General features: G+C 60.2%; 13 protein-coding genes. 6 read left to right on the forward strand and 7 right to left on the reverse strand.

The features are described from left to right. Positions 1–26: 26 nt before the first annotated feature. The 6 genes from BT116_RS00330 to BT116_RS00355 form a co-directional block, all read right to left on the reverse strand. Positions 27–4,844, reverse strand: coding sequence for a non-ribosomal peptide synthetase (locus tag BT116_RS00330; RefSeq protein ID WP_072339027.1), 4,818 nt, complete (start codon positions 4,842–4,844; stop codon positions 27–29). Between the two features lie 70 nt (positions 4,845–4,914). Next, a complete protein-coding gene (locus BT116_RS00335; RefSeq protein ID WP_072339908.1) occupies positions 4,915–5,889 on the reverse strand; it encodes a TauD/TfdA family dioxygenase in 975 nt (324 codons plus the stop codon). A 134-nt stretch (positions 5,890–6,023) separates the two neighbouring features. Continuing rightward, positions 6,024–6,932: an ABC transporter substrate-binding protein gene (locus BT116_RS00340; protein WP_072339029.1), complete on the reverse strand. Its 909-nt coding sequence runs from the start codon at positions 6,930–6,932 to the stop codon at positions 6,024–6,026. Positions 6,933–7,015: 83 nt separating this feature from the next. Continuing rightward, positions 7,016–8,065 (reverse strand): FecCD family ABC transporter permease, encoded by a 1,050-nt coding sequence (locus tag BT116_RS00345; RefSeq protein ID WP_063321656.1) that lies wholly within the window; start codon positions 8,063–8,065, stop codon positions 7,016–7,018. Further along, entirely contained in the window at positions 8,062–9,045 is a 984-nt protein-coding gene (locus BT116_RS00350) for a FecCD family ABC transporter permease (RefSeq protein ID WP_072339031.1), read from the reverse strand. Before BT116_RS00350 ends, BT116_RS00345 begins: the two co-directional genes overlap by 4 nt. Then, a complete protein-coding gene (locus BT116_RS00355) occupies positions 9,042–9,845 on the reverse strand; it encodes an ABC transporter ATP-binding protein (protein ID WP_072339033.1) in 804 nt (267 codons plus the stop codon). The genes BT116_RS00350 and BT116_RS00355 overlap by 4 nt, the downstream gene beginning before the upstream one ends. A gap of 291 nt (positions 9,846–10,136) precedes the next feature. On the opposite strand from BT116_RS00355, the gene BT116_RS00360 reads away from it, so the two are divergent. From BT116_RS00360 to BT116_RS00375, 4 genes are all read left to right on the forward strand, one after another. After that, positions 10,137–12,353 carry a TonB-dependent siderophore receptor gene (locus BT116_RS00360; protein ID WP_072339035.1) on the forward strand — a complete coding sequence of 739 codons (2,217 nt, stop codon included), beginning with the start codon at positions 10,137–10,139 and terminating at the stop codon, positions 12,351–12,353. A 374-nt stretch (positions 12,354–12,727) separates the two neighbouring features. Then, on the forward strand, positions 12,728–14,590 hold the full coding sequence (locus BT116_RS00365) for an ATP-binding protein (RefSeq protein ID WP_072339038.1): 1,863 nt from the start codon (positions 12,728–12,730) through the stop codon (positions 14,588–14,590). Between the two features lie 89 nt (positions 14,591–14,679). After that, positions 14,680–15,918 (forward strand): porin, encoded by a 1,239-nt coding sequence (locus tag BT116_RS00370; RefSeq protein ID WP_072339040.1) that lies wholly within the window; start codon positions 14,680–14,682, stop codon positions 15,916–15,918. Between the two features lie 11 nt (positions 15,919–15,929). Next, entirely contained in the window at positions 15,930–16,364 is a 435-nt protein-coding gene (locus BT116_RS00375) for a type 2 periplasmic-binding domain-containing protein (protein WP_072339042.1), read from the forward strand. Between the two features lie 12 nt (positions 16,365–16,376). Here the strand turns inward: BT116_RS00375 and BT116_RS00380 are convergent, their stop codons facing one another. Continuing rightward, entirely contained in the window at positions 16,377–18,749 is a 2,373-nt protein-coding gene (locus BT116_RS00380) for a putative bifunctional diguanylate cyclase/phosphodiesterase (RefSeq protein ID WP_072339912.1), read from the reverse strand. A 353-nt stretch (positions 18,750–19,102) separates the two neighbouring features. Between BT116_RS00380 and BT116_RS00385 the strand changes: the two genes are divergently transcribed. Then, the gene (locus BT116_RS00385; protein ID WP_072339044.1) at positions 19,103–20,113 is read left to right on the forward strand and encodes a response regulator; all 1,011 of its coding nucleotides are present in this window, start codon (positions 19,103–19,105) and stop codon (positions 20,111–20,113) included. A 3-nt stretch (positions 20,114–20,116) separates the two neighbouring features. Next, positions 20,117–21,070 (forward strand): GGDEF domain-containing protein, encoded by a 954-nt coding sequence (locus tag BT116_RS00390; protein WP_072339046.1) that lies wholly within the window; start codon positions 20,117–20,119, stop codon positions 21,068–21,070. Positions 21,071–21,161: the final 91 nt, after the last annotated feature.

Genomic DNA, 21,161 nt, shown 5'->3' on the forward strand with positions numbered 1-21,161 from the left:
TGTAATGTAGGGGGGCGCAATAGATGTCACTGCTCGAGTTGTTCGAGCAGCCCCAGGAACTCATCGTCGGACAAGCCGGAGTCGGCGAAGTCCGAAGCCGTGGCGCGACCGGCCGTGGGGGCCAGGCAGTGCTCCAGCAAGGCCGCAATACGCTGCTGGAACTGCTGCGCCAACTCGCGGACCAACGCTGGCTCGTGGACCTGCGGGGCATAACGCCATTCGATGTGCAGCCGACCTTCGTTCACCAGCGCGGTGACATCCAGCAAGTGCGTACGGCGGGTGCTGTCGGCGCGCATGCCCGGGCAGATCGGCCGAGCCAATCGCCAAAGGCTGGACGCATCGAGCCATTGGTCGACCCGCCCCAGGTAGTTGAAGGTCAGCAGCGAGGCCGCCCCCAGGCCATGGGCCGGGTCGAGGCGCAGCAATCCGTAACCCATGCCTTGTTCAGGTACGCGGCGCAGGGCTTCCTTGGCGGCGATGATCGAGTGTTCGCAATCCCATGAGGTGTCGACTGCCAGCGGATAGCGGCTGGTATGCCAACCAATCGAGCGGGACAGATCGGGGCTCTGCTCCCAACCGCTGCGACCGTGGCTTTCCAATTCGAGGGTGACGCGCTCCCGCCCCTGCCACTGGCCGATGGTTCCGGCCAGTGCGGCCACCAACAGATCCTGGACCTGGGTGCCGTACGCCCCATGACAATCGCCCAGCAACAACTGCGTCTGCTCAACCGACAATTGCGTGTCCAGCGTCCGGCTCTCACCGTACAAGCTGACCTGTGCAGGTACGACGCCCTCGGCGGCCAGCTGCTCGTGCCAGAAATCCACCTGCGCCACCACATCAGGCTCACCGCGGTGGCGCTGCAACGCTTGGCTCCATACATGGAAACCTGCCGTGACGGCGGGTAGAACCATGTCCGGTTGCAGGTACAGGCCTTCCAACTCTTGCAGCAGAACCTGCCACGACACCGCATCGACCAACAGGTGATGGGCCGTGCAAAGCAATTCCCGGCTGTGGGGGAAGTACACCCAGCGGATCAGCGGTGCCTGGGCCAGGTTCCAGCCCTGCTGCGAGCGTTGCAGCAGCGCTTCGGTCAAGGGTTCTTCCACAACCTGGAACAGCGCTTTGACCTGTTCCTGGGAAAAGCGCTGATAGCGTTGTTGCCAGCCCTGCGCCGATGTTTCAAAGGTCAGGCGCAAGCTGGCGTGGCGCTCAAGCAACGAGCCCAGGGCCTGGGTAAACCGCGCCTGATCCAGTGGCTCGTCCAAAGCCAGCAACAGCGACTGGTTCCAGTGTTCGGCCAGGTTTTGCTGCTGGGCAAAGAACCAATCCTGGATCGGCGTCAAGGCGAAAGCCGTGGTGGGCTCAGGCCCGTCGCTGGCAGGCTGCGCATCCATCGCGCCAAGGTCCACCACCTGCTCGGCCCAGCCGCGCACGGTGGGGTATTCGAAAATCTGCTTGGGCTTGAGCTGCAGACCCTGTTGCTTGGCCCGGGCGATGATCTGCAAACTCAGAATCGAGTCGCCGCCGACCGAGAAAAAATTGTCGTCTACCCGCAGATCCGGGTTATTGAGAATCTCCCGGGCGATTTCGAGAAGGCGCTGCTCGAGGGTCCGCCGTGGTGTCTGCACCACCCGGGCCAAGGCTCGCACGCTTTGCTCGGCAAACAACTGCTTGGGTGTCATCAGAATCTGTTGCTGGCGTGCCAGGGCAATGATTTGCAGGCCAAGAATGGAGTCGCCACCCAAGGCAAAGAAGTTGTCATCAGGCCCCACCTCGGGATTGCCGAGCATCGCCCGCCAAATGTCCAGCAACGCGGCTTCCACGGTGCTCAAGGGCTGATCGCCCAACGGCCCTGCCCCATGCAGCGGCGCCGTCGCTTGCTCAGCCAGGCGCAACAATGCCTGACGATCGACTTTGCCGTTGGGCAGCAAGGCGAAGCCGTCGAGACAATGCCACTGACTCGGTTGCATGTAGTCCGGCAATTGCCGTTGCAGCGCCGTCTGGATTTCGGCCAGTGCGGCCGACGGCGCAACCAGGAAGGCTACCAGTCGATTGCCCGACAACGGCGTGGGGCTGTTGAGCACCCTGACATCGCTGACATGAGGCATGGCGCGTAACTGTGCCGCGACTTCCGCCGGCTCCACCCGGTAGCCCCTGATCTTGACCTGCTCATCGAGGCGACCGAGAAACTCCACCTGCCCCTGGTGATTGAGTCGCACGCGGTCTCCAGTGCGATAACCGTGCTCACCAAAGCGTGCGTGATCGGCATCGGTGGCACTGAGATACCCCTGAGCGACGGTCGCCCCTTGAACGTACAGTTCACCGCTGACGCCGATCGGCAACAGAGCGCCATCAAACGAGCGCACGCTGACCTGGACATTGGCCAGTGGCCGCCCCAACGGTGCGGCACCGCTGGCATCGACCTCATGGGTCAGCACCCCGACGGTGGTTTCGCTGGGTCCATAGTGGTTGACGATGCGCAAATCCGCGCTCAAGGCACGCAAGCGTGTCACCAACTCGCGGCTCAGGGCCTCGCCGCCCACCACCAGGCATCGACGCGGCAACAGCCGCTGCGGGTCTTTGGCGATCAACAAGGCGTTGAGGTGCGACGGCACGATTTTCAACAGGTCGACGGGCTGGTGTTCAAGCACGGCAGCCAGTTCCTCGGCGTCGAAGGCCAGTTCCTCGGCCAGCAGGCGCAGACAGCGGCCGCTCAGCAGTGCGCCGAACAAGGCCGTGTGGCCCAGGTCGGTCGCACAGCTGGCCAGACTCGCCAGACTCGCATCGGCCGGCAGCTTCAGGCGTTCAAGGCAGCCGGTGACGTAATGAATCAGATTGCCCTGGCTGACCTTTACGCCCTTTGGCCGGCCGCTGGAGCCCGAGGTGTACACCACGTAAGCCGCAAGATCGGCCGCCAGGGCCGCTCGCAAAGGTGACTCACTGGACAATTGCACAGACGGCAACGCCAACCACCGAACCTGCTCAGGCAACCACTCGGGGCGCGCGCCCTCACTGATCCACACCTTGGGCATTGCATCCTGACAGATAGCCTGCAAACGCGACGACGGCCACTGCGGATCGAGGGCCAGGTAGGTCGCGCCACACTGCCAGGTTGCGAGCATATGCATCACCAACTCACGACTGCGCGGCAGGCACAAGGCAATGCGCTCACCGGCCAGGCTCGAAGCCTCCTGCAAGCGTTCGCCGCGGGCGACCACAGCACGCCCCAGCTCGGCATAGCTGAGCGTACCCTGCTCATCCTGAAGAGCAATCGACTGCGGCTTGCGCTCACACTGCTCAGTGAACGCCTGCCAGGCGTTGCTGACGGCGACCGACGCATCCTCCCCGCGCAGGAATGACTGCTGCTCGGGCACCAACCAGTCGAGCTCGGCAAACGGCCTTTTGGGCTGTTCGATCGCCGCGAGTGCCAAGGCGACGAACTGATCCCGATAGCGCTCAATCGTTTCATGGCGGTACAACGCCTTGCTGTAACGCCAGCGACAGAGGAACCCCTCCTCTTCGTCGATGATCACCATGTTCAGTTCGTGGGCCGCGCCGCGCTGCTCCGACAGCAAGCGGTCGACGTACTGCTCGAAAGGCGCGATGCGTTCCTTGTTCAGCGTGAACATATGCTGGAACAGCGGCGCCCTGCCCACCTGGCGCGGTAAATCCAGCTGTTTGACCAGGCGCGAGAATGGGTAGTGGCGGTGCTGCAGGGCTTGCTTGACGGTGGCATCTACCTGCCTGGCCCAGTCGCCGCTGGACAGATCCCGACGCAGACGGCAGCGAATCGGCAGCGGATTGACCAGGTAGCCCGGCAGATTGACGTGCTCGCGTCGCAAGCGCCAACCGCTGGGCGTCCCCAGGACGAAATCGTCTTGGCCTGACAGCACGCCGAGAAATTGCTGGAACAGTGAGAACCACAGCACATACGGCGTCACTCCCACCTCTCGGGCTACGGCGCGAAACCGTGCCGTGGTGGCCGGATCGAAGCGGACCGACAACTCCCCGCCTTTGAATGCCTGATTGCTGCCGTAGGGAAAATCCGTCGGCAACTCCAGCGTCGGCGCTTCGGCCAGTTGTGCCTGCCACCAGGCCAGTTCCACGGGCTCGGCCGCTTCGCTGCGGATGTGCAGATCACTGCAGTAGTTGCGATAGGCGTCGGGATTCACGGCGGGCAGCGGCTGATCGTTGATCAATGCGAACAGCTCGTTGAGCACAATGTAGAACGTGGCCAGATCCGCCGCGATGTGATGAATCACCAATAGCACGGTGTGCTCGACATGGCCGTCGCGTACATTGCTCAAAAGGACGACCCGACTGACGTCACCCTCTTCCAGCTTGAAGGGAAGATCGGCCGACTCAGTGATACGTTGCTGCAACGTCTCTGCGCCCGCGTCTTGCAGGGCCACACACTGCAACGGCTGGACCCGCTCGCGGTGGCTCCACTGCAACAACTCGCCGTTGCGCTCGGCATAGGCCGTGCACAACATCGGATAGCGCTGCTGGACCGTCACCCAGGCGTCCTGCAGGCGTTGAGGCAAGTCTTGGGTAACGAACTGCGGCTTGATCCGTCCGGCATAGGCAATGTTATAGGCGCAGCTGTCAGGCTCCAGGCGCTGAAGGAACCAGAGCGCCTGCTCGTTATCCGTCAGGGGCCGGGCAGCAAAATAATCGGGGTGCTGTTGCAGCCACTGCAGAATTTCGGCGTCGCGTGCATGGAGCTCGGCATTGAGCTCATCATCCAGCGCACCTGGCGATCCGTGCGTAACGATCAATTGACCTTGGGCTATCGATAGGCGAATTCCACGCAGCCAGCAGCGATGCATCAGGCGATCGAGCATTTGATGTCCTTGATTGTACTTGTTCGAAATAGGCCGCCCATTACGACGGCTTTCTGAAAGTGGGAGGCGATCAGCTTGCCGAGGCTGGTTCTGCCATGGCGACCACGACCTTGCGCGATCCCTGGAAGGTCGAACGACCGTGAGCGACCAGCATGTTGTCGAGCATCAAGACGTCACCCGCCTGCCAGGGAAAACTCACCTGACAGCGCTGCAGCACTTCGCGGATGTGCTCCAACGCTTCCAATTCAATTGGCGAGCCGTCGCCATAAAACACGTTACGCGGCACGCCCTGCTCCCCGACGATGGAGATCAATGTCTCGCGCACCGACGCTGCCAGGTTGGAGATATGGAACAGATGAGCCTGGTTGAACCACACCCACTCCCGGGTCACCGGATGCTGGGCAACGGCCTGGCAGACCTGGCGAGTGGAGAGCTCGCCATCGTCCGTCCACTGGAACTCGATGTTGCTGGCGCGACAGAAACGCTCGACCTGGGCGCGGTCTTCGGTGCTGAAGGCCTGTTGCCAGGGCAAGTCCAGGCCATTGCCGTAATTGCGCACGTACATCAGGCGTTTCTCGGCAAAACGCTGACGGATAGCAGGATCGAGTTGCTGGTAAACGAGGCGGCTGTCGGCTATGGGGGTTTCACCGCCGACCGGCGAGGCCTGCATACAATGAAACCAGATTTTCATCGGCCAATTCAGCGAATAGGACTGTTCATTGTGCAGCGGGATAACCTGATGGGCCGGGTACTCGGTGGAGGTGTATACCCGGTTGTTGAGCTTGGTGCGCGGGGTGGAAGCGTAGTCGTAGGTCAGCAGTTCATGGCCGAAGCTACGAGCAAATTCCTCGAAGTCCGCCTCTCCCTTGAACGCAAAACCGCGAAACAAAATGCCACCCGCACGCGGCAACTCAGTTTCTACGACCTGCTGGATCTGCGCTCGACTGGCTTGCCAGGCATCGCCGGCAAGCGGAGCCTGGAATATGAACGGCAGGGTCTGCTCGTTACCCGGTACAACATCCATGAATTGAACCTGTGCACGCATCAAACCGCTTTCCATTTAAGCCCCCCGCCATCGCGATCAGCGTATTTTTCGAGAGCATAAACTAATACAAACGAGTAACACCTGCAATAGAGAATCATTGTCATTAGTGACGATTGTATCGCAGATGATACGTTTTACTTGGTCTGCAGCACGCTCTCGCGCTCGGCGATATGCGACATCAGCAGATAGGCAGAACCCACCAGGCCCTGCATCGTATCGGCATAGCGGCTGCGATTGAGGTACAGGAATTGGCGATTCTTCACTGCAAACAGATTCTGCCACTGTGGGGACTGACGAAACGCCGCTGTGCTGGCTTCTGAGTCGAGCAACTCTTCATACGTGTCAATAATGAAATCGCTGTCGAAGCCGCCGATGCGTTCCAGGCTGTAAGGCACGTTCTGCCGCGCCTCGCGGTACGCGGCGACACGCCCCAGGCCAAAGTCGGCAATGACGTCGTCCATGCCGCCGCGACCGATCAGTTGAAAGCCGTCGCTGTAGACTTCCAGCGTCGTGACGGTAATGCGCGAAGGATCTTTCACGCGTTTCTTGAACTCGCTGACGACCCATTGATATTCGTTGAGCATTTCCGCATAGCGCTGCTGCTTGCCGACCAGGTCGGCGAGTTGTTTAGCGTAAGTCTTGATGTCGCTTTCCCGAGCGGGGAGCAGCACGACCGGGGCGATTTTGCTGAGCTTGTCCTTGAGGTCGGCGTGATAGGACAAACCCACGATCAAGTCAGGCTTCAAGGCTGCAATGGCTTCCAGATCGGGCGCCTGGTGCGAGCCGATATACTGAATGCCCGTCACATCGAACCGCTCCTGCGTCCCGCGGAACAACACATCCGAGAACAGTTTTTTGCGCCCCGTCGAACCACAGGGTTTGACCCCCAACTCCAGCAACTGGGCCGTCAGGCTGAAGTCATGCAAAGACACAATGCAATGCGGCGCCACGGGAACCTCGACTCGGCCAAAACTGTTCTCGAACACTTTGGTTTCAGCGGCGCCAGCCTGTACAGCCACCAATGCCAACGGCACACATAGCATGCCAAGCACACCTCGGAAAAAACCTTTAACCCGGTCCCGCACGCGTTTACCTCCATACATTTCCAATGAGCGTCGCTGTGTTTTCAGCGACTGCGTTGACGCGCCAGCAAAACAATCAGATACGGCGCGCCGATGATTGCGACAACCAGCCCTGCGGGCAACTGCAGGGGCGGCAAAAGCCCCCTGCCCAGCGTGTCACCGGCCAGCACCAACAACGCACCGACCAAGGCCGACAAGGGGATCAAGGCGCCATGACGGTCACCCGCCATTTGTCGCGCCAGATGAGGCGCCACCAGCCCGACAAACGTCATGGTGCCCACGTTCGCCACTGCAGCCGCCGTTAACATGACGCTGCACAGCAACAACGAAACCATGATCCACGTGACATTCAGCCCTCGACTGAGTGCGACTTTTTCACCCAACTGCAACAGATTCAACTGGCGATGACAGAACAGCAACGGCACCCCAGCCACCAATAGCCAGAGGCCGAGGCTATGAACCTGCGGCCAACTGGCTCGGTGCAAACTGCCGCCAAGCCACATCAGGGCCGACTCCACCTGATCGATATTGCCGTAAGTGATGAGCAGGTCGGCCACCGCGCTAAGCATCGCGGTGAGACCGACGCCGACGAGGATCAAGCGCAACGGCGAGATACCCTGGCGCCAGGACAGCAGCGCAACGAAGAAAGCCACCGCCAACCCGCCGGCCAGTGCCGCCAATGGATAGAATTCCAGAGGTAAAAGCGCCGGCCAGAGCACGATAATCAACAACATGGTGACGCTGGCGCCTGATTCCACGCCCACCAGGCCCGGCGCCGCCAGCGGGTTACGCGTCAACGACTGCATCAACAGACCCGCAAGGGACATGGCCGCACCAGCCAAGACCGCCAGCAAGACACGCGGCAGCCGCAGCTCCCAGAGCAGGTTGCGCATTGTCGAATTGACTTGCTCAGGCGCCAGCAAGGCCTGCCAGACCTGGGCGACACTCAGTGAGTAGCTGCCGACGGTCAATGCGTACAGCGCCAATGCAACAACGGCAACCATCAGCAACAACACTGAAATCAAGTCGATCGGTCGCGCAATCCAAGGCAACAACGGATACGCCCGGGGCAAGGTCAATCCCGCTCGCATCATCTGACCTTCCTCAATACCAGCACGATAAAAATAGGGCCGCCGATAAGCGCCGTCACGATACCGGTATTGAGTTCGAACGGACGCACCACGGTTCTTGCCGCGATATCCGCCAGAATCAGCAGCAACGCTCCCAGCAACGGGGCGGCCAGCAACAGTCGACGATAATCATCGCCGAACAACAGTCGCGCCGCATGAGGCACCACCAGACCGACAAAGCCAATGGGCCCCGCCAAGGCCACTGCCCCCCCAGACAACAGCACCACCGACGCCAAGCCCAGCACGCGCATTTTCAACAGGTTGACACCCATGCCGGCCGCAGCCTGCGGGCCAAGACGATGGGCATTCAATGCACGGACGTTCACCAGGCACAGGCACATGCCGAGCAAGACATAAGGCCAGACCCAAGCCTGCATCGAGCCCCCGGTCACTCCGATGGAGCCGGTAAGCCAGCGCCGCAGACTGTCGAGCCCCTGTTGATCGAGCAGCAGCAAAATCGAGGTAATGGCGCTGAACAGTGCCGCGATCATCGCTCCGGACAGTGTCAGCCGAATCGGATTGTGCCCCCGGCCCGCCAACAGCAGGACGCCGACAGAGGCCACCAATGCCCCCGCAAATGCAAACAATGGAATCATCGACATATCGTTGCCCGGCAGCACCAGCAAACCGAACACGACGAATAACGCAGCACCGCTGTTGATGCCGAGAATGCCCGGATCGGCCAACGGGTTATCACCCACCGCCTGCATGATTGCACCGGCAAGCCCGAGGCTGGCCCCCACCAGCATCGCGACCAGCAGACGCGGTAAGCGGCTGCCACGGATGACGCTCTGGTCGGGGTTGCCCGGCGCATAGGCGACCAAGGCCTGCCAAGCTTCCTGCCAAGGTATGTCCTTTGCGCCGACGGCCAGATGGAGCAGCGAGGTCAAGGCAATTGCCATCAACAAGCCCAACCAGACCGGCAACCGTAAACCCTGACTCACATCGCCTCCCGCACAGCCAATGGCTGGCTTCGGCTCGTCTGCGGCACGCATAACGGATCACCGGAATAAGGGTCGGTGATGATGTGCGCATCCAGATCAAACACCGCTTTGAGATTGTCCCGAGTGAACACCTTGGCAGGTGCGCCCTGGGCGAGCACACGCCCTTCGCGCATCATCACCAGGTGATCGGCATAACGCGCCGCCTGGTTCAGGTCGTGAAGGACCGCCACGATGGTTTTGCCTTGCTCACGAAGATCCACCAGCAACTCAAGCAGCGTGATCTGATGCGCAATATCCAGAAATGTCGTTGGCTCATCCAGAAGGATCACCGGCGTATCCTGGGCCAGGGTCATTGCAATCCAGCAGCGTTGCAATTGTCCACCCGACAGGGTGGCCAAGGAACGATCAAGCAAAGGATTGACGCCCGCCAAGTCAATGGCGCGGTCAATTGCCTGTTGATCCTGTTCGGACCATTGACGCCACCAGGTCTGCCAGGGAAAACGCCCCTGCATCACCAGCTCGCGCACACTCATACCCGCTGGCGATGTCGTGCGCTGCGGCAATAACGCCAGGTGTTGTGCCAGTGTTCGACGCGAATACTGCCCCAGCCGCTTCCCCGACAGCTGCACGTCGCCCGCACTCGGCCGCAGCATATGCGCAAGCACATTCAACAACGTGGTCTTGCCGCACCCGTTCGCCCCGATCAACGCCGTGAAACAACCTTCAGGAATATCCAGGCTGACACCGTTGAGAATCTGCTGTTCGCCATAGCTCAGCCGCACATCGGTGGCTTTCAGCATGACCGTCCCTCCACGCCCAAAAGGCCTGATCGAATTATTCGTCGAGCAACGCCCCCGCGATATTTCTTGCGTCCGGTAACACCGTAGGGAGTCAGCCGGGGGGGCATAAGTGGGCGACAGGATATGTCGAAAATAAAATAATTGCCTACAAGACTGACAACACTAATGCAAACCCTTATCATTTACAGCTAACATATGGCCAGTAGACACCAACCCTGATGGTCTATTGATCGAACTGAATCAGGGCATAAGGCCCCCCAAAGCCAAAATGTAAACTCAAGGATTCCCTCGATGCTCGGAACAAAAACAACAGTTGGCACCGGAAAACGTTACGTCTCGCGTCACCCAGCGTTTCACCTGAGCACCCTTGCACTGGCTTTGGGTAGCATCTTTTCAGCCCAGGCGATCGCCGCGCAGGATGACACCTCCAACAAGGGCACTGCCGTTCAACTCGGCGAAATCAACATCAACGCCGCCCCCCTGGAAAACCCGACTGGCCCGGTCAACGGCAAAGTCGCCTTGCGCAACACCAGCGCCACCAAAACCAACGCGGCCATCACTGAGACGCCACAGTCGCTGTCCGTGGTGACCGCCGATGAAATGCGCGATCGCAAGTCCGATACCCTGGCCGACACCCTGAGCTATACCCCGGGTTTCACCAGCCAGCCCAGCAGCTTCAACCGGACCTCCGATCGGTTCCGCATTCGTGGTTTCGACGTAGAGTCCGCCACCGGCGGCTCGCTGCGCGACGGCCTGCGCCTGCAAAACAACTCCTACGACGGCGTCCAAGAACCCTTCGGCCTGGAGCGCGTGGAAGTGATCCGCGGCGCCGCCTCGGTACTCTACGGGCAATTGTCACCGGGTGGGTTCGTCAACGGCGTCAGCAAACGCCCGACCGAAACAACGTTGCATGAATTGGGCCTGCAATACGGCAATCATGATCGCAAGCAACTGACAGCCGACTTCAGCGGCCCCCTGGGCGACAGCGAGACGCTTAGCTATCGCTTGACCATGCTCCAGCGCGACAGTGACACCCAGCAGGACTACATCAACGACGACAAGACCTACATCGCCCCGGCCCTGACCTGGCGTCCCAACGAAGACACGTCGCTGACATTGCTGTCCTTCTATCAAAAAAGTGACACACGCTTCTCCGCCCCCCTGCCCTATCAACTCGTCAAAGGTGTCGGCAACGGCCCCTTCACCATCGGCCGCCACGATTTCATCGGTGAGCCTGACTACGACGATATGAATGGCGAAATGTCCGCCATCGGCTACGAGTTTGAACACCGTTTCGACGAGCACACCCGCATCAGCAACAAATTGCGTTACTACGAAGCGGATGTGAAATGGAAATACCTGCAGGCCCAGACCAGTCCTGCGGCCATCAATGCCGCCGCCACTACCGGTATCCTGCGTCGGCAGTACAGCGATCGACATGAGCGCTCCAGGGCCCTGGCCAGCGACACCAATGTCGAAACTCGCTGGAACATCGGCGGCGTGGAAAACACCTTCCTGGTGGGCGCTGATACCTACGATGCGTCGTACGATTCGCATAACTTCCGGGCCAACGCACCTTCTATCAATATCGGTGACTACAACTACGGGCAACCGGTAGTGGTGGACAAGAGCCCAAACCGTGATCGTGGTTCGCAGATCGATACCCTGCAGACAGGCATCTACCTGCAAGACCAGATCAAGTTCGACGACCATTGGTTGCTGTTGCTCGGCGGCCGACATGACTGGGCCGACCAGGATCAAAGAGCTTTTGCCACTGGCCAGAAGCTCGACCAGAGCAACGAAGCCACCACCTGGCGTGCCGGCCTTGTTTATCAGGCAGATAACGGCCTGGCCCCGTACATCAGCTACAGCGAATCGTTCTTCCCGGTTGCGGTGGCCGAGGCACCTGGCCAGAAATTCGATCCAACCGAAGGCAAGCAGTACGAAATCGGCATCCGCTACCAGCCCCCTGGCAGCAACACCCTGTTGAGCGCAGCGGTTTATGAGCTGACGCAAGAAAACGTAGTGAAGCGCGACCTGGCAGGCCTAAATCCCCAGCAGATTGGCGAACAGCGCTCCCGAGGTCTGGAACTGGAAGCCAAAACAGAGGTGACGCCTCAACTGAGTGTCATTGCGACCTACGCCTACACCGATGCGCGCATTACCAAAAGCCAGATCCAGAGCGAAGTAGGCCAGCGCAGCGAAGACACGCCCTACCATCAGGCCGCCATATGGGCAGACTACAACTTCGCCTTGTTCGGCTTGCCGCAGTTGAAAGTCGGTGGCGGTGCTCGCTACAAGGGAACGACCCAGGCCTCGGGTATCGACTCGCAGATGCCGGCCTATACCCTGTTCGATGCCATGGCCAGTTACCAGATCGACAAGAACTGGGACATCGCCCTCAACGCAAACAACGTGACGAACAAGAAATACACTTACTGTGAATTTGCCATCTGCCGCTACGGCGACGAGCGCGAGTTGGTAACCTCCGTTAATTTCAGGTGGTAAGGTTGGCTCGGTCGGCGCTGGAAGGCGTCGACCGAACCCTGTAACGCAGCAGAAATCCAAGCACCAAATAGAAGCTGGGTAACACTGGCTTCTACCTCCCTCAAGGGCGATCAAGCGCCTGTTCATACAAAAAACCGATCACGTCCCAAGGACAATCGACCAATCAGGTATTGCTAACCAGGATTTCGGCATAGGCCTGGGGAATCAAGGCTATCGGACCGTATCACCGCGCACTGGCAGGTACGGTTTGTGGTCTATAGTTCCTAGCAAATCCGAAATATTTTCGCTCGTGCAACCTGGAGCAACATCCTCTCGAGCCATAAACCGCGTCGGATAACCATCCGCCTTCAATAGTGAAATGCAGGGAGCACACTATGCCGAACCAGCGGCCTGAGACACTGAGGTTGGCCCCTGGCCCTGCCCATCATGCAGAGATTGATGGCGATACCGAGGCCGGCGTGTTTCGGTTTGGCATCGATCAGGCCAAGGAAGCCTACATTCTGTTTCCGTTACTGGCCGCCCTTCTGTTGCTGGCCATCTGGACCGCGACCCTGTACCTGATCAAGGTTGAACATGCCCGGGCGCAGCAGAGCGCCGCGACGGCAAGCCTGGAGATGGGCGCCACCTACGAAGCGCAAATGTTGCGCGCCATTCACGAAATCGATCAAACCCTCAAACTGGTCAAATACACCTACGAAGCTGAAGGTGAGCCTAATCCCTTGCGCCGTCTCCAGGAGCGGGCCTTGTTGCCGCCGGCCTTGGTGTTCGACGTCAGTGTGGTCAGCCCGGACGGCAGGCTCGTGGCAAGCACGCGGGTCAACGAGCGGGAAAATATCGCTGACCCGGATGAGCAGCAAACGCTACGTCATAGCGACTCACTGTCCATCAGCCACCCGTGGAAAAGCCCTGTCACCGGGGAATGGCGCCTGCGCTTCAGCCGGAGACTCGACGCGGCGGATGGCGGGCTTTCCGGGATCGCCAGGGTCGAAGTCGATGCGGCGTACTTCGTCAGCAGCTACGACGCCTCGAAACTCGGCGACCAGGGTGCGCTCGGGCTCCTTGGCACCGACGGCGTCTTCCGCGTACGGCGCACCGGGGAAACGGTACTGGCCGGCGATATGGTCAATTACAGCGCCGTGGTGCCGGACGCCGAAAACACCGAGGCCGTGCTCTCGGTCAACGGATGGGACGGGGTGCGGCGCTACACCAGTGCCCGCCAGCTCTACGACTTTCCGTTGGCGGTGATTGTAGGCTTGTCCGAGCAAGAGCAACTGGCCGCGGTGAACCAGCAGGCGCGCACCTATCTCTGGCGCGCCGCAGGCGGCAGCCTGGTGCTGGTGTTGTTGGTGAGCCTGCTCGCCCGGATGAGCTGGCAACTGGCGCAGAGCCGTTTGCGCGCCGCCGAAGCCCAGACGCAACTGGCCGCGGCCGCCCGTCAGGCCGGCATGGCCGAAATCGCCACCAACGTCTTGCATAACGTCGGCAATGTGCTCAACAGCGTGAATATCTCCGCCGACCTGGTCACCCGCAAGCTGCGTACCAGCAAGGCCTTGGGGCTCGGCAAAGCGGTGCAAATGATGAACGAGCATGCCGAGGACCTCGGCGACTTCATCTCCCACGACGCAAAAGGCAAGCTGCTGCCCGGCTATCTGAACCAACTGGTAGACGCGCTTGCGATCGAGCAACAGAGCATGACCGAGGAACTCGGCCAACTGACTAAAAGCGTTGACCACATCAAGGAAATCGTTTCCGCCCAGCAATCGTATGCGGGCACCTCTACCATTGCCGAAACCGTGCAGATAAAGGAACTGATCGAGGATGCCTTGCGCATGAACGCCGGCATCATCGCGGCGCGCCAGATAACCGTGGTACGAAATTTTGCCGAAACGCCCTTGCTGCAGTTGGACAAGCACCGGGTGCTGCTAATCCTGGTCAACTTGATAAAAAACGCCAGCAGGGCAATGGATGACAAGCCGGAGCTTGATCACCAGATCATCCTTCAGAGTGAGATGCACCAAGGAGACACCCTGGTGATCAAGGTCATCGACAATGGCGAAGGCATCGCGCCCGAGAACCTGACGCGAATCTTTGCCCATGGCTTTACCACGCGCAAGGACGGTCATGGTTTTGGCCTGCACAGCTGCGTCCTGGCGGCCATGGAGATGGGCGGTTCACTGGAAGCCCACAGCGATGGCCCGGGAACAGGGGCGACCTTTACGCTCAAATTGGCGATCTAGGCTACGCTTCGGTGGTTTCACGCAGTTTTCAGCCAACGTTACAAGGAACAGACGAATGGCGCTCCATGCAACGAGGTCACGTTGACCCTATGGCGACAAGACCCAATACACTGGCCCTGGCCGTCATGACGCTGTATGCCGGCGGTTCCAGCGCCGACCCAGCCGATACGTCGATGTTCTCGTTGAGCAGCTTCGGCACGGTGGGGATCGTTCATTCCAGCGAGAAAAAAGCCGACTTCACGTCCAGTATCTTCAAGCCCAACGGTGCGGGGCATTCGCGCAACTGGAGCGCCGACGTCGACAGCCTGATCGGTGCCCAGCTGACCGCCACGTTCACCCCGCAGCTGTCAGCTGTGGTGCAGGTCATTTCCGAGCAGCGCTACGACAACAGTTACCGACCCTTTGTCGAGTGGGCCAACATCAAGTACCAGTTCACGCCGGACTTCAACGCACGCATTGGCCGTACCGTATTGCCGACTTTCCTGGTCTCCGACACTCGAAAAGTGGGCTATACCCTGCCCTGGGTGCGGGCCCCCATGGAGGTCTACGGCCTGATGCCAATTTCCAGCAGCGACGGCATCGATGGCAGCTACCGGTTTCGAGTCGATGAAATCACCAACACGGTGCACGCCCACTACGGCCAGACCGACAGCCGCGACTCCGACGGGACCGGCAAGGCGCTGACGAGAAATCTCTGGGGGGTCACCAACACCACCGAGCTTGGCGTCCTCACCACACGCATCAGCTACATGAAGGCCGACCTGACCCTGGAGCCGTTCAATTCACTCTTCGATACCTTCAGGGCGTTCGGTCCGGAAGGCGTCGCCATCGCCGATCGCTACGATTCCGATGACACCCCCGTCGACTTTATCGGCTTGGGTGCCAGCTACGATCCGGGCGACTGGTTCGTCATGAGTGAATGGGGGCGTCTGGATAGCCGTTCCGGCCTGGGCAGGACCAGCGCCTGGTACATCAGCGGCGGATACCGCATTGAAGCGTTCACTCCCTATGTCACCTACGCACGCTCCAGAACCGAAACAGAAGTCTCCAGCCCGGGCCTGACGCTATCGGCCTTGCCGCCGGCCCTGGCGGGCGCGGCCGCCGAACTCAACGGTGCGCTCAACAGCATCCTGGGCTCAAACGAAGGCCAGCAGACCCTTTCCCTGGGTATGCGCTGGGATTTCACCAAGAACATGGACGCCAAAGTGCAATTCGATCACACACGTTTCAAGGGCAACTCGGTCGGTCCGTTGATCAACCCCCAACCGGACTTCACGTCGGGGGGTTCGCTCAACGTCATCAGCCTGGCTGTTGATTTTGTCTTCTGATGGAGCAGGCCATGTGGGTTGTGAGACTCATCGGATTCGCCATGGCGGGGCTCGCCCTGTGCGCCGCCAGCGCTGCCGTCAAGGCCGAGGTGGTGGTGGTCGTCGCCGCGTCCAGCCCGGTGAAGACGCTCGCGCGCAATCAGGTGGCGGATATATTCCTCGGCAAGACCAGTCGTTTCCCCGACGGAGGACAGGCAACGCCCATTGACCTGACGGAAGATTCGCCGACCCGCGACGAGTTCTACACAACGTTCACAAGCAAGTCCGCCTCCCAGCTCAAGGCGCACTGGTCGAAAATCATCTTTACCGGCAGAGGCCAACCGCCCCAGGCTGTTTCAAGCAGTGCGGAGGTCAAGAAGCGTGTTGCAGAGAACCCCGGCACCATTGGCTATATCGATGCTCAGGAGGTAGACGGCAGCGTCAGGGCACTGTCGTTTGACCCGTAATAAGCGCGGGCCTCAGGTATCGAGATCCGGGCCAGCCGCCTGGGCTTGCAGCAACACCTTGAACTGATCGGCGGGCACCGGTTTGTTGAAGTAGAACCCCTGGAATTCGTCGCAGGCATTGTCGCGCAGGAAATCGGCCTGTTCCTTGGTTTCCACGCCCTGGGCCACCACGGTCAGGCTGAGGGTCCGGCCCATGGCAATAATGGCCTCGGTCAAGGCTTTGTCTTCCGACACGCTGCTGGTATCACAGATACACGAGCGGTCAATCTTGATGACGTCCAGCGGAAACTGTTCGAGGGCAGAGAGCGAAGAATAGCCAATGCCGAAATCATCGATGGCGATGCGGACCTTCAGCTGTTTAAGCCCGGTCAACACGTTCAACGCTCTCTTGACGTCCTGCATGAGCAGGCTCTCGGCGATCTCCAGCTCCAGCAGACGTGCATCCATCCCAGTTTCAGCCAATATCCCAGCCAGGTCCGTCAGCAGGTTCTCATCGGCAAACTGCCGTGCCGTGAGATTCACGGCGACCCCCAGGCATGGTAATCCCTGTTGCTGCCAGGCCACGTTTTGCTGGCAGGCGGTCTTGAGCACCCACTTGCCGATCGGCACGATCAAACCGGTCTCTTCCGCTACCGGGATGAATTGCATCGGTGCCACGATACCCAGGTCCGGGTGATTCCAGCGCAGCAGCGCCTCCATGCCGGTAATGCGGCCACTGCCAATATCTCGCTTGGCCTGGTAGTGAAGCTGGAACTCGTGGCGCTCCAGGGCGTGGCGCAAGCTCAGCTCCAGCGTCATCCGTTCCAGTGAGTCCGCGTTCAGCTTCGCGGAGTAGAACTGGAAATTATTCTTGCCGCACTGCTTGGCCTGGTACATCGCGATATCGGCGTTTTTCTTGAGGGTCTGCTCGTCCAGGCCATCCTGTGGGAAAACACTGATGCCGACGCTGGCGGTCACCCGGAACTCCTGGCCCTGGAGGTTGAAAGGCCGGGCGATGGCCCCAAGGACTTTCTGGGCAGCGGTGGCCACGTCCTTGCCATCGGACAGCTCTGGCAGCAGGATCACGAATTCGTCGCCGCCCAATCGGGCCACCGTATCGCTGGTGCGCAGACACGCCTTGAGTCGCAGCGCCACCTCCTTGAGCAATTGATCGCCGGCATCGTGCCCAAGCGTATCGTTGACTTGTTTGAAGCGGTCGAGGTCGAGGAACAGCACCGCCAGTTGCCGATGATAACGACTTGCCTCACCAATGCTCTGGCTCAACAGCTTGCTGAACAGACTGCGATTGGGCAATGCCGTAAGGCCGTCGTGATAGGCCAGATACTCGACATTTTCGGCGTAGGCAATTTTCGCTTCGCCTGCGCGCAGACGGCTTTGCACCAGCTGCCAGCTCATCCGGGCGAGCAGCCCCGCCAACAACACCAGCAACAGGCTGCCGCCGGCCGTGCGCCAGAGGTAGGTGTGCGCTTGCCGCTTCACTGTGGCCAATTGTTCTTCTTCGGACAACCCGACGATCACCGCCAGCGGAAAATCGTAGAGCTGACGGGCGCTGGTGTAGCGCCGCACGCCGTCCGTTCCGTTGATCAAGCGTACGGCGTCAGTGTTTTCGGTGTCCGGCACCACGGCGGCGTAATCGATCTCATCGCCGGCCGATATCGCTTCCCCGCTACGCCGTGCCCGAAAGACGCCGTCGATGCCCAGCAGGCCGAGCAAGCCCTGATTGCCAAGCTTCGAGGTGTCATAACTGCTGACGAAATAGGCCGCGTCGACTTCAACCATGGCGATCCCGGCGAATGCGCCATCCCCCGTGTCGAGCCGCCGACTGAAACGTAGCTTCCACTCCCCCGTCGCCGGGCTTTTCCACGGACGGCTGATCGACAGTGCAGTGTCACGCCCCACCGTTTGCAGCTCATCCTTGGCGATCTGGTTTGCGACCTCACTCGACTGGGTACTGGCCACGACCAGACCTCTGGCATCCACCACGCTGACATCAAACAAATAAGGTGAAGGCAGCAAGCCGCGTGCCTTGAGCTTGGGCAGCGGGTTTGTCTCGCGCTCGGACTCGTAGGTGTACTTGACGAGTTTGAGGGTCTGGTCGATTTCACGCACCGCCCGTAGGATCTGCGCTTCGTAGGTGGCGCCGATTTCCAGGCTCGCCTCGGCGATGCCCCGCTGCGCGCGGGTCTGTTCGACCTTGATCAGGTACAGGGTGCCCGCCCAGATGACCGACAACAGGAGAGCCGCCAATAGCGGGAACAGAATGTAGGCTTCCTTGACCTGATCGAAGCGGCGCCGAAACAGATCGCCCGTCGCATCGGACAAGGGGTTTTCACGAGGGGCAACATCCTGGGCCGACGTCAGTACACTCGCCCGTTGGATTGCCATGGTGTGCTCCCTGCATTGTTCACTGCTGACGGCCTGCGAATATCCGGCGCGGCAATGCTGCGCGGCGTCCATGGTTCCTGGCCGCCGGCACTGAAGGATTGCGGACCTGCACAAAACTATAGACCACAAACTGTGCCTGCCAATGCCAATCGGCACGCCGACCGTGGCTTTGCGCTAGTTGTAATGACGAAGTGCAGTTGACTCCCCTGACTTATTGGTCCAGTTTTTAATACAACGGTGCCCTGCAAGTCTTTCACGCAGGACGCAATGCCCGATAAATCCTGTTCGTTAATCAAGGGCCCCTGCCAGCCTATGAATGATGTACGTAGGACCCACCCTGCCATTGAACGCCAATGGATGCCCCTGTGCCGTTGATTCCCCTGGTTGTGTGTGACGACTCCAGCATGGCGCGCAAACAGGTGTTGCGCGCGCTGCCTACAGACTGGCCGGTTTCGGTCACCGAGGCGGTCAACGGGTGCCAGGCGATGGACGCCATACGCCAAGGCCTGGGGCAAGTGGTGCTGCTCGACCTGACCATGCCGGAGATGGATGGCTACCAGGTGTTGAGCGCATTGCGCGCAGAGGGCTTGAAGGCGCAAGTCATCGTGATTTCCGGTGACGTCCAGGACGAGGCGGTGCGCCGCGTGCTTGAGCTGGGCGCGCTGGCGTTCCTGAAAAAGCCTTTCGACGAAAACGAACTGCGCCAGACCCTCACCCGGGTGGGGCTACTGACCCGATCCGGCCAGGTGCCGTTGCAGAATCGTTCGGCCACGAACACGGCCATCGGTTTTCACGATGTGTTCCGCGAGACGGTCAACGTGGCCATAGGCCGGGCAGCGGCCCTGATCGCCAAGGTATTGGGGGTCTTTGTGCAGTTGCCGGTGCCGAACGTGAACATCCTCGAAGTCGGGGAACTGCATATGGCGCTCAACGACGTCGGCAGCTCCCAGCAACTCACGGCCATCTGCCAGGGTTTCATCGGCAGCGGCATCGCCGGTGAGGCCCTGCTGATATTCCATGACTCGGAAATCGCCGACATCGCGCAATTGATGCAGCGCGAGAGCGCCGATTATTCGGACCTGGAAATGTTGCTGGACCTTTCCAGCGTCTTGATCGGCGCGTGTCTCAGCAGCATTGCCGAACAGATCGATGTGGTGTTTTCCCAGGGCCATCCGCAGATTCTCGGCCAGCACGCGGCCATCGAGGAGCTGATCCAGGGCAACCGCATGCACTGGAAAAAGACCCTGGCAGTGGAAATCAGCTACAGCCTGGAAGGGCACGATATTCGCTTCGATCTGTTGCTGCTGTTCACGGAAGACTCCATCGAACGGTTGACCCACAAACTCGCCTATCTGATGAGCTGAGCCATGAACGATTCCATCGATCTGAACGAGTTTCACTGGTTGCTGGCCATCGTTCAGAGCATCGACGTCGGTGTCGTGGTGCTCGACCGAGAGTACCGCGTGCAGGTCTGGAACACGTTCATGGAGAACCGCTCGGGGGTGCAGCCCAAGGATGCCCACAATCAGCATTTTTTCAGCCTGTTCCCTGAAATCGATCGCCAATGGTTCAGTCGCAAGGTGGAAAGTGTCGCGACCCTGGGCACGCCAGCGTTCACGGTCTGGGAGCAGCGCCCGTACCTGATTCGGTTCAAGAGCTACCAGCCGATCACCGGCCAGGAAGCGTTCATGTACCAGAACACCACGCTGCTGCCGCTGCGCTCGCCTGACAACACCATCAAGCACATCTGCCTGGTGATCTATGACGTCACCGACGTCGCCACCAACCGGCATCAGCTCCAGGCCGCCAACGCGCAGCTGCAGCTACTCTCCAGCACCGATCGGCTGACGGGGCTGTACAACCGCGGTCATTGGGAAAGCAACCTGAAAGCCGCCTACGCCCGGCACCAGCGCTACGGCCATGCATTGAGCCTGGTGATGCTCGATATCGATCACTTCAAGCGGGTCAACGACACCTACGGTCACCAGGCCGGCGACAAGGTCATCGAGCAAGTCGCCAGGCTGTTGCGCGAACATGCGCGCGACTCCGATGTGGTCGGGCGATATGGCGGTGAAGAGTTTGGCGTGGTGCTTTCGGATACCGACAGCAGCGGCGCACACGCGTTCGCCGAACGCATGCGGCATTCCGTGGAGGCGCTGGAGGTGGTGCACAACGACCAGACCATCCGTTTCACCATCAGCCTGGGCGTGGCCGACCTGAGCCAGCCCTCGAACGACCACGCCGACCTGATCGCCAGGGCGGACCAGGCGCTGTATACGTCGAAGAAGACCGGACGCAATCGGGTGACGGTGCATGAATAGCGAGCCCATACACATCCCTGTGGGAGCGAGCTTGCTCGCGATGGCGGTGTGTCAGTCCCCCTCAATATTGCTGAACCACCGCTTTCGCGAG

The organism is Pseudomonas sp. NFACC16-2 (assembly GCF_900119205.1).
Taxonomy (GTDB): domain Bacteria; phylum Pseudomonadota; class Gammaproteobacteria; order Pseudomonadales; family Pseudomonadaceae; genus Aquipseudomonas; species Aquipseudomonas fluorescens_Q.